The 15,020-nt window shown below is 36.9% G+C and carries 5 protein-coding genes and 3 pseudogenes; 3 read left to right on the top strand and 5 right to left on the bottom strand.

The window, feature by feature from the left end; genetic code table 11:
• The 4 genes and pseudogenes from JCM17102_RS05845 to JCM17102_RS26395 form a co-directional block, all read right to left on the bottom strand.
• Entirely contained in the window at positions 1-1,179 is a 1,179-nt protein-coding gene (locus JCM17102_RS05845) for a DUF4934 domain-containing protein (RefSeq protein ID WP_025074371.1), read from the bottom strand.
• Between the two features lie 30 nt (positions 1,180-1,209).
• Positions 1,210-2,673 (bottom strand): tetratricopeptide repeat protein, encoded by a 1,464-nt coding sequence (locus tag JCM17102_RS05840; protein WP_245798474.1) that lies wholly within the window; start codon positions 2,671-2,673, stop codon positions 1,210-1,212.
• Positions 2,674-2,947: 274 nt separating this feature from the next.
• Positions 2,948-4,588: a C69 family dipeptidase gene (locus JCM17102_RS05835; RefSeq protein WP_025074369.1), complete on the bottom strand. Its 1,641-nt coding sequence runs from the start codon at positions 4,586-4,588 to the stop codon at positions 2,948-2,950.
• Between the two features lie 25 nt (positions 4,589-4,613).
• A pseudogene (locus JCM17102_RS26395) lies at positions 4,614-6,265 on the bottom strand (M23 family metallopeptidase).
• Between the two features lie 199 nt (positions 6,266-6,464).
• Here JCM17102_RS26395 and JCM17102_RS05825 point away from each other — a divergent pair.
• From JCM17102_RS05825 to JCM17102_RS26385, 3 genes and pseudogenes are all read left to right on the top strand, one after another.
• The gene (locus JCM17102_RS05825; protein WP_025074368.1) at positions 6,465-9,101 is read left to right on the top strand and encodes a zinc-dependent metalloprotease; all 2,637 of its coding nucleotides are present in this window, start codon (positions 6,465-6,467) and stop codon (positions 9,099-9,101) included.
• A 31-nt stretch (positions 9,102-9,132) separates the two neighbouring features.
• Positions 9,133-12,466 (top strand): annotated as a pseudogene (locus JCM17102_RS26390) (SusC/RagA family TonB-linked outer membrane protein).
• Positions 12,467-12,486: 20 nt separating this feature from the next.
• Positions 12,487-13,823, top strand: a pseudogene (locus tag JCM17102_RS26385) (RagB/SusD family nutrient uptake outer membrane protein).
• Positions 13,824-14,320: 497 nt separating this feature from the next.
• Here the strand turns inward: JCM17102_RS26385 and JCM17102_RS30615 are convergent.
• Positions 14,321-15,020: hypothetical protein (locus JCM17102_RS30615; RefSeq protein WP_033886573.1), on the bottom strand; the 700-nt coding region annotated here is incomplete at its 5' end.

Here is a 15,020-nt window from a genome sequence, read left to right as displayed (position 1 = left end):
TTATTTGAGATTGAATTTAGACAATGCAAATACAGGATTATCATCCTCAGTCATTTTAGAAGCAATCTCTTTTAATTTACCTGTCAGCTTGCTTTCTTTATAAGCTTTGAGCAAACGTTCTGAATCATGACACTCAAGAGTACAATTTTCTGGTAATTGGACATCACAATTGTCAATCATAAACGGACGTTTATTTGAAATATCAGCATTCATTATTTCCAAACTTCCATATATTTCTCCTGTTGAAAGATCGAATACAAATGTTTTTGCTTTAATTCTTTCTGAATCTTTGTACATCCTCTTCGGAATTGCCGACATAAAGAGGTAATTCCCCACTTTCGAGTCACAATAGAACATCACACGAGGATCGGTTTCTGCCGACTTCGGGGTACGAACAAACAAAGGAGTAATTTTCTTATTTTTAAAAAGATAAACGGTATCTCCCGCCAAATCTGAAAGAATAAATTCTGTTCCATTACTAACCATTGGTGAAGCAGTCATTGAATATGTTGAGGTCATTTCCGGTGTATCCTTAGTATAAATCATATTACCAATCCTATTCTTTATTGTTATTGGAAGGCGTGAAATAGTACCATCTTTCTTTGACATCAAGAAATAGGGACAATCATTCGGGACCTTTCCCGTCCTATCCAAATCGTAACTATCATAACATATCAACGATTGATCATCATAAATATACATCTTACTGATTCTAATATCTCTAGGGACAGGTAAACGACGTTTAAAATTCCCCTCAAAAGAGTAAACCAAAACTTTATTGCCATCCAATAAGTATAATTCCTTTGCTTTTTCGTCTATTCGCAGACTGAATATATAAATATACTCTTCCCCGCTCTGACCTTTACGATTAAAATGGTGCTTAATTTTACCCGCCCGATCAAAGACAAAAATAGTACCATCTTGTCTATTACAGGTCGCGATATAATGGTCTGTAAAAGTAGTTCTATAATAAACGAGATTATCAAGCAGTACGTCATCAGTGGTCTCCAACGGAATAAATTCTGTTGTAACATAGTCTTTCAATGTAATTTCCTTCTTCGGATAATCTTTCGTAACATCAATTACCGGCAAAGCTTTACTTTTGGGTTGTTTTTTAGTCTGTGCAGATGTATTAAACACCATGCACAGCGCAAATGATACCAATAATAGTTTTCTCATGGTCTTTTATTTTTAAAGGTGAAACAAATACTATTTTAATAAAAACTCTTCCAATAAATCGTCTGGTGCAAGATTCATTTTCTTCTTGATTCGTTGTTTAGACTTGGTTACAGAGCGAGAATCAATGTTAAAAAGCCGACCCAAATCCGTATTATTAATACCCATATGAAGCAAGTAACAAACTCTTTTATCTTGTTCTGTCAGTAATCCGTATTTACTAATCTTCCCGGAAATATCTCCATACAACAAGTCTATTATTACATATAACTGATCCCATTCCTTCTGAGTTTCAAGAAGTCCATAGTAAGGTTCACTCCTCAATTGGCAAAGATGGGTATAAGCCATATACTGTTCAGAAAAGTTCATTTCAAAAGTCCCTACATTAAGCCGGCGTAATATACCCTCTCTATCTGAAAGTAAAGTCCTGAGCTCCGTCGATAATCGATTATTTCGTTCTTTCAGGTTTTCATATTCCATCCCCTTCTCCTCCAACAACACAGAGTTCTTTTTCTGGTCACTCAACAAATTGGCAATCATTCGTTTATTTTCTTGTAACAAAGAAGTATAATCACCGATTTGTTGTTCATTTTCTCTCAATCTCTGCATGATTCGAGAGAGTTCTTCCTCTTTTTTCCTCTTCTCCCGATAATAAAAGAACAAAACGATTATAAACAAAAAGCAAACAACCAATATGCCAATTAGATAGTGCATTCTCCGTCGTAATTGCTCATTCTGTAATTCTCGATTTTCGCTCTGAAGACGTTCCTTCTCATATTTTTGTCCCAAAGCCCGAATATCAGAAGAGTAAGATAACTGCTGTTCCAAAGAATCTCTACATTGATTATAAGAATCAGCATAATGAACTGCAGCTTCCCAACATTGTTCTTCTTTCTCCAAATTATACAATTGCAAGTAAGCATTCGAACAAATATACATATCATTCGTTTGAGTAGCCTTCAATAACCATTTTCTCGCGTCATCTTTTCGATTCTGAAAAGATTCATATTCTCCGAGTAACAAATAAGTAGAAGCCTTATCTTCCAAACTATCAAGAAATCTCAATAATATTCTGGTAGAAAAATGAAAAAGTCCTATTTTCGAATATATAGCCTCTAATTCTGATGATATTTTATGCTGTAATTCCTCATCAGATAACTGCATCGCAACTTCCAATGCCTGATCATAATAACAAAAAATACTATCAGATTGATGCTGCAATAAATTGACTCTGCCAATATTTCGTAATGTGATAGCTCTTTCCACACAAGGAGGAATAGTCGCATATATAGAAGCACCCAGTTTAAACATTTCTAAAGCAGCACTATATATCTCGCGATACATATATATAGTACCAAGCCGACTATAAAGAGTAGCCTCCAACCAAGAATCATTTTCACACTTTACTAAATTCAAGGATTGATTATAGAAATTTACTGCACTTTCTTCATCCCCATGTTCCCTACAACTATCACCTTTCTCAAATAAAAAATGCATTTCTTCTTGAATATTTTTCTCTTGTGACGAAGATTGACAAGAGAAAAAGAAAATTCCCGAAATTAGCATATATAAAAGTAAGGTGATTTTCATCTTATCATGATTTACTAGTTTATGCAAATGTAGGAAGTATCTAGAAAGAAAGCAAATATTATAGATGGACAAATTAAGCGCATGTATTCATTTGATTATTAATAAAATAGAAATCCACATCATTCAAATAATTTGAATGATGTGGACAACATTTTAAACAGAAAAGACGATAATAACAGAATTATTCCGTAACCATGTATCTTTCTCCGGTTTGTTTTACATATTCTTCGAGAAACTCCTTCGGATATCCCGGACGGATGACGCCGGCAGGCTGACCGATAGAGTTACGTTCAAATTTTCCATCTTTCATACGTTTTACCACTCCGTCGTTATACTTCACGATAAGGAAAGTTCCGAGTTGTTTCCATGTATCAAAAGTACTTTGAGCAGTCATATTAGTATAATTTGTCAGAAATTCGATTGCAGCATTCTTATCTTTTGCCAATAGTTTAGCTGCCATTTCTTCAATACCGTCCTGTGCTTGATTGAAAGTCGTTTCCAGTTCTTTTTGAGTAGCACGAACGTCATCTATCATCAGGCTATAACGAGGATATACCATATTCGACACCCAATTGAAAATCCAAAAAGCAGAATTCCATGAGAAAGTAATATAATCTGCTCCATCTACGCGTGTATAGCATAATGGAGCTTGGGTTGAACAACAATAAACAGGAGTAAATACAGTCATGTTTGCATCATCTACACCAAACCAAAGCACACCACCAATCACATCGGGTTTATTCGCACGCATCTGTGCCACAAACACAAAACCGCTTTGCTGAGTAGAAATAGGACGTTCGTTGAAATACTCTTTATCACCAACCTTAAAATTCAGTGGAGAAAGGCGATAAGGAGTTTTATAAGGACCTGCTCCGAAATCATTAGAAATATCGAGAGGCGTTCCTTCATAGTGATCACGCATCATATCTTTCACATCCTGAACAGAAAGCTTCTGTTTCGGACGAATGAAAAGAGGCATCGGATCGTTTGTCTTACCTTCTATATAAGGAAGGTATTCTTTTCCATGATCAGTGAACTTATTAAAATAGCTCCATACACGAGCCTCACAGAATCGACGGGCACCAAAATCAAGCGGTGCATACGCATTGGCAAAACTAAAGTCTTTATTGACTCCATTGAAATAACCTTTCTCACGTGCAAACGAAATAACATCATGCGAATACAAACAGTTTTCTTTGTCGCTCATATCAAATTGATGAATACGGGATTGATTAGCATGAGCTGAAATACAATCATCCGGCACTCGTACAGCTACCCAAACCGCTCCACGTACACCTGGACCTTTACCAATCATCTCCATAATCCAAACCTCATTAGGATCGGCAATAGTAAAAGATTCCCCTTCGCTATAATAACCGTATTGTTGTACCAAATCAGTCATTATCTTAATAGCTTCACGCGCCGTACGCGAACGTTGCAGACCGATATAAATCAAACTCCCATAATCTATAATCCCGGTAGAATCAGCCAATTCAGGACGACCACCGAAAGTTGTTTCACCAATAGTCACCTGATATTCATTCATGTTACCATTTACATTATAAGTCTGACGCGCTTGCTCTATTTCTCCCAGATATTTACCAGTATCCCATTCGTACACTTTCAACATCGTTCCTTTCGGATATGTGGCGGCAGGATAGTGATAAAGCTCACCAAACAATCCATAGGAATCAGCAGAATAAGAAACTATAGTTGATCCGTCGGTAGAAGCATTTTTTCCGACAATCAGATTGGTACAGGCGAAAGTATTCGCTACAGCTGTCAGGAATACTACAGCACAAAAGACAATTCTTCTTTTCATAATATATGATTCACATTTTTAATAATTACCAGATAAAACTTTCCCGAGAAATGGTCTTGTTACCACAATTATCAGTTACGGTAAATTCGACAATATGCTTCCCTCCCTTCTTGATATATTTCGGATCGAGCTCACATTCCCAATAAGACTTAACAATATTGGGACGTCCGAAAAGCGCATACTTTCCATCAATCGTTCCACGATAAGAACAGACTCCCGTACCCTTATCTTTCAATCGATAAACAATCTTTTTATTTTTTGCCCATTGATTCTTATTGATAGGAATAATCTCTGGCGGAACAGTATCAATATCTACCGTATAAGTACCTAACTCCTGGATATTTGTTTTCATATATCCATTTTCATATATACCACCCACACTGTATCTTGTTCCTTTGGGAGTAACTGAGGCTATATAATATTTTGTAGTGTCTGCCAATGGTTTCTTCAATAATCCAATTCGTAATTCACAACCGGCATGAAGAGGTGTCGATTCATCATTCAACTGATAAGTTAGTGCAATAGCCCCGCTATCCGCTTTTACTTCATAATGAAGATTCACATCATCATACAACGCCCCTTTCGGCACAGCCAGACTCAATCCCGGTTCATGCAGAAAATTTGTTTTATTCCATGCAAAGAAGTATTTATCCTGATATTCCAACGGTTGAATCGGTTGTTTTCGTCCACGTACTGTAAAACGATAACGGGAGGCATTACCAAAAACATCTTTCAAAGTATACAAGAATTGATAATCCCGTTCTTCATCGATAGTGATCAGACCACGATTTCCATTTGAAGCTTTTAGCATACGTAAAGTATTTCCCGGATCAATAAAAGATTTCATATATTGTCCATAAGTCCAGGAATTAATCATTCTGTTTTCATTTTGGGAAAAGCGATCTACAGTACTACGAAATACTTCGTTTCCATCTACTGAAAGTACTACGGAATATACTCCATAATGATTGCTCACGCCATCCATATAATCATACGCTTTAATACCTGTACCAATTATACCCCACGCTTCTACAGGCTGTTCATGATTCGGTAGGATCGTTAAGTTCTCCTGCTTACCCGCTACTACACCTTTACCCGCTTGAGGAATAACATGATACCATCCGCCTTAGGCGCACGCGTATCCTTTATTTTCGTTCTGAAGAAAGGCATAGGATCAATAAATTCACCCGATTCTGTTTCGAATACATCCAGATGGAGATGAGGTCCGAACGAATATCCTGTATTCCCACTCCAAGCGATCGGTTGTCCGGCTTTTACAGGGTATTCTTCTGGTCCGGGAATAATCTCTACTTCCCAATTCTCATTTTCATACTGAAGCTTTTCCACTCTTTCGGCAATAGGAGAAAGAAAAACACTTAGATGTCGGTTTATAGTTGAATATCCATTATAATAGCAAACATCAAGTACATATCCTGAACCATTAGTGACGCGGATACGCGAAATATAACCATCAGCCAAGGCATGTACAGGTTTACCGATCACTCCTCCCGTCTTAAAATCTAATCCTCCATGGAAATGATTGGTACGGATTTCTCCAAAATTTCCGCTTAAAGTGAGAGGGAAATCGAAAGGCGGCGTAAAAGTCACTTGCTTTTTCTCTTGCGCATACCCTTGAATGCAACAAGCAAGCAAAAAGGCAGCAATATATTGTTTCATATAACACATACATTTTAAAAACTCTACAAAAGTACACTATTTTAAGTAGATTACGAAATGTCCCGAAGCGAATGATATACCGAATACTAGTTAATAATTCTTTTATTTTTCGTATTTATCTCTCATTTTGAAAGTAACATATGAATTATATTCGTATTTTTGTAGGCTGTTTCTTATTTTTAATTAATCGAAAAAAACAATGAGAATTTATGAGAGAGTAATGGCAACAGTGGTTGCCTGCGTACTGCTAGGTGTTGTATGCCCCCACATGGCATCAGCAGAATCCTCGGTCGCAGAACAAGCGAGTTGGTTCAAGAAGAAAAAAAAGAAGAAGCCCGAACAGGAAGAAAAGTCAAAAACAGACTATGAAAAGTTGGTAGAAGGCAGTAAAATTTCCAAAGGAATGTTTACTGTATACCAGAAAGAAAATGATTTTTATTTCGAAGTTCCTACCTCTTTGTTAGGTCGTGACCTATTAGTGGTCAATAAGCTACAACGTGTACCCGCAGAGCTGAATGAAGCTGGTGTAAACCGTGGGGTAAATTATGAAAATCAAATGATCAGCGCTGAATGGGACAAAGCCAGCAAAAAACTAATGTTTCGTCAGCAACGCCCTTTACCTTTAGCTCCCAAAACTGATGCTATCTATCAATCGGTGAAAGATAACTTTATCTCTCCCTTGATCGCTGCATTCAAAATTGAAGCAATTAATCAGGATTCTACAGCTTTGGTTATTAAAGTAAATGATATCTATGATGGAACAGAAACCAGCATTAATAATGTATTCACAAATATTAATTTAGGAACATCAGCCATCAAAAACCTTTCACGTATTCTTTCTGTGAAGTCTTTCCCGAACAATGTAGTAGCAACTTCGGAATTGACAACTAAAGTCACAGAAGGAACAACTAGTGTTTATGTAACTGTAGAGGTCAGCTCATCTATCCTTTTGTTACCGGAGATTCCAATGATGGGACGCTTCGACAATCAGAAAGTAGGATACTTTACTAATCCACTATTAAGTTTCAGTGATACACAGCAAGGTACCGATACCAAACACTATATCACTCGTTGGCGCCTAGAACCTAAACCGGAAGATCGGGAAGCATATCTAAAAGGGAAACTCGTAGAACCGGCTAAACCTATCGTGTTTTATATAGATAACTCAACACCTTATCAATGGCGTGCTTATATAAAAAAGGGAATCGAAGATTGGCAAGCCGCTTTTGAAAAAGCAGGGTTCAAAAATGCAATTATTGCCAAGGAGATTACCGACAGTATGCAAATTGATATGGATGACGTTAATTACTCTGTAATAACGTACGCAGCTTCAGAAAAAAAGAACGCTATGGGACCTTCCATCCTTGATCCACGTTCAGGAGAAATTCTAGAAGCTGACATCATGTGGTGGCACAATGTACTCTCCATGGTACGCGAATGGATCACTGTACAAACCGGAACAGTCTGCCCGGCAGCACGTAGCGTACAATTACCTGATTCTCTGATGGGTGACGCTATCCGTTTTGTGGCTTGTCACGAAGTAGGCCACTCTCTAGGTCTGCGCCATAATATGATGGGATCAGCTGCATTCCCTACAGATTCTCTGCGCTCTGAGTCATTCACATCCAAGATGAACTCCACCGCTTCATCGATCATGGATTACGCCCGTTTCAATTATATCGCTCAACCGGGAGATGGAGTTAAAGTCCTTTCTCCACATATTGGCCCTTATGACCAATTTGCTATTGAATATGGGTATCGTTGGTATGGTAAAAATACTCCGGAGGAAGAAAAAAATCTTCTGTTCGATTTCCTGAGTAAGCATACAGACCGCCTTTACAAGTATAGTGAAGCACAAGATATACGTGATGCTGTTGATCCGCGTGCGCAGAATGAAGATTTAGGAGATGATCCGGTTCGTTCTTCTCTACTCGGTATCGAAAATCTAAAACGTATCGTTCCTCAAATTCTCCAATGGACTACTACCGGAGAAAAAGGACAAACGTATGAAGACGCGTCACGATTATATTACGCTGTTATCAATCAATGGAACAATTACTTGTATCATGTACTGACTAATATTGGTGGTATCTATATTGAAAATACGACAGTAGGTGATGGCGTTAAGACATATACATTTGTGGAAAAAGAGAAACAACAAGCTTCATTGAAGTTCCTGATGGACGAAGTACTGACTTATCCCAAATGGTTGTTTGATACGGAAGTTGGACAATATACATATTTACTTCGTAAGACTCCGGTTGGTAAACAAGAGAACGCACCTACACAAATATTGAAAAATGCGCAGGCATATATCCTTTGGGATCTGCTAGGTAACAATCGATTGATGCGTATGATCGAAAATGAGTCTGTAAATGGCAAGAAAGCATTTACAGTAGTAGAATTTATGGATGCGCTTCACAAAAACATTTTCGGTGTTACCGAACGGGGAGGAACTCCAGATGTGATGGAACGCTCTTTACAGAAAAACTTTCTGGATGCTTTACTTACAGCAGCCGCAGAGCCCGAAGCGGTTAAAATCAATAAGAAACTGGCTGACGAACATTTCTTACTCGATCATTCTACTTCTTTTTGTAGCTGCCATGCTGCCGAACAGCGTACTCTGCACGAAGAAAGCCGGATGGGTGCTCCACGAGTATTGAATTTTTATGGTAGCCAACTTAACCGTATCTCAGATGCTATTTCTGTAAAACGCGGAGAATTATTACGTATCAAGAAACTCTTGCAGAACCGTCTCAGCACTTCTGATACTGCAACACGATATCATTACGAAGATATGATATTGCGTATCAATACTGCACTGGGAATCAAATAAGAAAATATTAACTTAAGCATATCTACAATTAATGGAAAAAAAACATTTGTGCATACTTATATGCTTTCTCGCAAACGCGCTGGCAATGGCTGGTGCCAACAATCGCACTATCACAGGTGTCGTAGTATCTGGTGAAGATGATCAACCATTGATCGGTGCTTCTATATTTGTACCCTCCGACGAATTACAAAAAGCCGGTGCCTCTGAAACCTCTTTAGGTACTATTACTGATTTAGATGGAAAGTTTTCTATTTCCGTTCCCGAAAATATAACAAATATTCATTGTAGCTATATCGGATACGAAGAGCAGGTAATCAAACTACAAACCGGAAAAAACGATTACCGCATTGTACTCCAAACGTCATCACATACATTAGGAGATGTAGTAGTTACAGGTTATCAGGAATTGGAACGCCGAAAATTAACTGCTGCTATTTCTAAAGTAGACGTAACAGATGCCATGTTAGGCTCTGCAAAAAGTATCGATCAGGCATTAGCCGGACAAATTGCCGGTGTGGCAGTTACCAACACTTCCGGTGCTCCGGGATCTCCGGCACGTATTCGTATTCGTGGAACTGCTTCTTTGAATGGAACTCAAGATCCTTTGTGGGTATTAGATGGGATTCCTTTGGAAGGAACGGATATTCCCAGCTTAGGAGACAATGATAATAATATCGTTGATATGAAACAATCTTCAATCGCCGGACTCAGCCCCAACGATATTGAAAGTATTACTATTTTGAAAGACGCAGCAGCCACAGCTATCTATGGTGCACGTGCTGCAAATGGTGTGATTGTGGTGACTACGAAACGAGGAAAAACAGGGAAACCCGTAATTAATTTCAACACGCGATTGACTTATAGCCCAAACCTTGATACTTCCCGATTAAACCTACTTAACTCACAAGAGAAGATCGACTTAGAGCTAGAATTAATGAAAGAACCAGCAGATCCAATTCTAGGAATTCCAGCTTTCTATCAGAAAGGAGGTGTAGCTTCCATATTAAAACAATATAATTTATTTGATACCTATCAGGAAAAAGGTTGGAACGGTTTAACAGCTGAAGCACAAAATGCGATTAACCAATTAAAAACAATCAATACAGATTGGAATGACATTTTGTTTAGAGACGCTTTCACACAAGATTATAATTTTAGTATTTCAGGTGGAAGCGAGAAGTTACATACTACAATTCACTTGGCTACTCAAAAGAAGATGGTAATGTCCCAGGAGTAAGTATGAGTCGTTTCAATTTGACAAGCAAAACCTCCTATCAAGCAAATAATATGTTAAAAATTGGTATGTCCCTTTTTGCTAACCGCCGAAAGAATACAAATTATGTAACAGATAAATATGGCTATGCTAATCCTATCTACTATGCTCGCACAGCCAATCCATATCTGAAACCTTTCGATTCAGATGGAAACTATTTATATGATTATGATATTTCAAGCAGTAATATTCCCAATCCTAAGCAAGGATTTAACATTTTTGAAGAAAGAGCTAATACAAGTAAGGAAACACTAACGACTGCTATTAATGCAATCTTTAGTGCAGATTTACGCTTCAATGACCACTGGAAACTATCATCTCAAGTTGGTCTGCAATGGGAACAGGCAGGGTTGGAACAATATGTCGGAAACAACACATTTACAACTCGTAATTTGCGTGAAGGCAGCCAATACTGGGATAACGTAAACAGGTATATAAATATGTCATCCCTGAAGGAGGAATGCATAAAGCAACTAACTCTACAACATCACAAGTAACGTGGAAAGTACAAGGAGAATGGAATCAAACCTTTAAAGATATTCATGAAGTTCAGATTATGGCTGGTTCCGAAATTCGAAAAAACTGGTATGAGTCATTGACCTCCAATGCATACGGCTATGATCCAAAAACACTTACAACAAAACCTCTCATCTTTAAAGATGAAGACCAAGCCAAATCTTATCCATTACATACGAAAAGTTATATTGAAAACGCTTTTGCGTCCTTTTATGCAAATGGTTCATATACTTTAATGAAACGTTACACATTAGGAGGAAGTATCCGTATGGATGGCTCTGATCTTTTTGGAGTAGACAAGAAATATAGATTCCTGCCTATTTATTCTATAAGTGGTTTATGGCGTATTTCTAATGAATCATTCCTTGAATCTGCTAAGAATTGGATGGATAATTTGTCACTGCGATTATCCTACGGACTGCAAGGAAATATAGACAAAAACACCTCTCCATTCCTTGTAGGGATATACAAAAACCAAACTATACTACCGGGCAATACAGAAACCAATATTGAAATTTCCGGCGCTCCTAACGACAAATTACGCTGGGAAAAAACAGCTTCGTACAATGCTGGAATTGATTTCTCCATACTCAATTCTGCTATCAATCTTAGTGTAGACTATTATTATCGTAAAGGAACAGATCTTATTGGTCAAAAAAATCTACCTCTGGAGAATGGTTTTGAAAGTATGACAATCAACTGGGCAAGCATGGAGAATAAAGGTGTAGAAGTAAATTTGCAAACACGTAACATTACTACACGCAATTTCTCGTGGTATACTACATTCAATTTCGCATATAATTATAATAAGGTATTGAAAGTCTTAACCGCTTCAGATGAAAAAACTCCAGGACTGCAAGGATATCCAGTAGGTACTATTTTCGCTATCAAAAGCAAAGTAGACCCTGAAACAGGACGTATATTAATCTATCCAAAAGATAGTTCCGAACCAGTCAATGTTGAAACGCTCTTCGATATGTATGATGAAAGTGGCATCGGCTACTATTCATATAATGAAAGAGCTGATTTCCAACGGGATTTATACACATCTGCTGGAACAACTGAAGCACCATATACCGGAGGATTTATCAATACTTTCAACTACCGTAATTGGGAGTTAAGTTTCAACTTTGCTTATAATCTTGGAGCACACGTTCGTACTAGTCCTTCATATGATATTGTTGATTTTGATCCGGGACATAATGCAAACCGAGATGTTCTCAATAGATGGACACCAGAAAACAAAAATGGACAATTTCCCGCTTTACTTAACCGAAATAATTATTCAGCTGACTATTATCTATTCGGAAACGAGAGAGCACTTTACAGAAACCTCGATTTATGGGTAAAACGTCTTAGCTACGTACGACTTCAGAACATACGATTAGCATACACATTGCCACAAGAATGGTTACGTAAGTTCAGCATTCATGGAGCAACAGTTGCTTTGGAAGGACGTAATCTGTTTGTTTTCGGTTCCAGCTACAAAAATTATATGGATCCAGAATCAATGGGAAACCTTTATTCTACTCCTATAGCTAAATCGTTTACATTCAATCTCAGTCTTAACTTTTAAACTAAAAAACAATCATGAATATGAATAAAATTCAAAAATTATATATATTCTTCATGTTTGCCGGAAGTCTTATTATAACTTCATGCAGTAACTTTTTAGACATACAGCCCACAGGGAAAGTAATTCCCAATACATTGGAAGAATACAGAGCACTCATACTACTGTCTATTCTAATGGATTGATAGATAGAAGTCTTTGTGACATGCGTACAGGTGATATTACAATCCGGAATGATGAATTTGATCAAAGTACCTACAGAGACATTGAGAGATGGGTAGCCAACAATCCTTCCGGAACCGAATTTGGCTGGTCTTCATATTATGAAAATATCTATTATGCCAATGCTATTATAAATAAGCAAAATGATATTACAGAAGGTAGCAAGGGGGATATTGACCAACTGGTTGGAGAAGCTTATTTTATGAGAGGATATATGCACTTTATACTAGTCAATCTTTTTGGGCAACCATATACCAAAGAGGGAGCACCGGAAACAAAAGCAATTCCTTTGAAACTAACACTTGATTTAGAAGAGTTACCAACCCGCAATACAGTAGAACAGATATATACATCCATTCTTTCCGATATTGAAAATGCACGTAAGTTCATCAATCGGACAGAATGGGAAACAGGTTATAATTATCGTTTTACTACTTTAGCTGTAGACGCTTTTGAATCACGAGTGTGCCTTTATAAAGGCGATTGGAAAACTGCTTATGATACAGCCGAACGTTTATTAGCACAAAAATCGGCATTAGAAGATTACAATAGTCCCGATTTCAAAATGCCAAATCTTTATGAGTCGATTGAATCTATTACTGCTTATGAAAACATATACAATAATAGCACACTCAAAGCTTCACAGGCTACAGAAGCATTTGTACAAATGTTCCAAGAGGGTGACCTTCGTCTCGCAAAATATATTGACGTAGTAAATGCAGATGGTAATTATCCTATTATAAAAAATGATGGAACTAGTAAATACAAATGCAGTTTCCGTACTTCGGAGCTATACCTGAATGCAGCAGAAGCTGCTGCTCATCTAAATAAGTTACCAGAAGCACGTAATCGTTTGTTACAACTAATGGAAAAACGATATACTCCAACTGCATTCGAGCATAAAGAAACTGAAGTAAACAATATGAATCAAGCTGATTTGATCACGGAAATATTGAATGAACGTGCTCGTGAATTGGCTTTCGAAGGTCATCGCTGGTTTGATTTACGTCGTACTACGCGACCAGAAATTAAGAAAGTATTTAATGAACAAACTATCATTTTACAACAAGATGATGTTCGCTATACAATACAAATCCCACTAAGTGCAACCAGTGCCAATCCTAACTTAATGGATTGAGTATAAAATTAATATACGATTATTTAGATAATCTAGTTATTATAGTTGTGTTGAGTAACTCACGATAGAAATTGTATCATTCAGGTGGTATCAATTTACTCATATAAAAGAGGGTGTCCGAAAAGCTTTCAGACACCCTCTTTATGGATTTGCTAAAAATAATATTTACTGAATTCACCCAATTATATAATTCAAGGAATTCGGAAAGACACTCTTTTTTAATTCCTAATTTGTTAAACAAGTCATAGGGTTCGGAATAGAAATATAAAAATTGGTACTGGTATTAGAAATAACAAATACAGAAACCCTGTTCGTTTATGAAACCAAGATAATTGATGAATGTTATAATCTGAGATAACATAAAAAATACCAGATGCAATAAAAAATATACCTAAAAGACTAAAACATATAATCTCAAGACTCATCTCCCTTAAAACGTATGCAAGAATAAGATATCCAGTAATTAGATAAATTATAGATAATATTTTTTTCATAGCTTATTGACTTTGTAATGAATAAGGAATACAGCCAGAAGAATGTAATGGATGAATCAAAGAAACAATTACACCATTAGGGTATTCATCTTTTAATATAGTGCATGCTACAGATCCAAGTCCACATGCCAAGGCAACAGCCTTAGTTGCGGTACCATCAGGACAGCCTGCGGCTATGGCAGCTGCAGCACCTGATAAATATGAAGAATATCTCAATGTATCGTTAGATATATATATATGTACATATGTTGCGTACCATGTAATTTCGACGACAGCATTGTTTATTCCACCATTTATAGTTTCGCTTCTTGTCTTAAGCTTAGTTACAGCTAATGGAATACTATCAATACGCATAAACGACTTTTCACTCATCTGATATAAATTATCACTTCGATCAAGTTCTTTATTTTGTTGCTTCATTAAAGTGATCATATAATCATATAAACGACGGGATAAATTAAGATGAACTGGATCACAAGATACCATAACATACTGGCCATTCTGATAATGCACATATTTATCCATACGTTCTGCTGCTTTTTCTATTACACCAATTTGCATTTCATAAAAATCATCATCGACAAAATCAAGATAATCTTGATCCACTGGCAAATCATATTCCTCTGCAGAAGAACATGCATTAAATATTATACTTATAAATATAATAACACTCAATAAAATAGGATTCTTTCTACCCATTACT

The organism is Bacteroides faecichinchillae JCM 17102 (genome assembly GCF_000614145.1).
Taxonomy (GTDB): domain Bacteria; phylum Bacteroidota; class Bacteroidia; order Bacteroidales; family Bacteroidaceae; genus Bacteroides; species Bacteroides faecichinchillae.
Note: the sequence above shows the minus strand (reverse complement) of the source record. Positions and strands in the feature narration are given on the sequence as shown.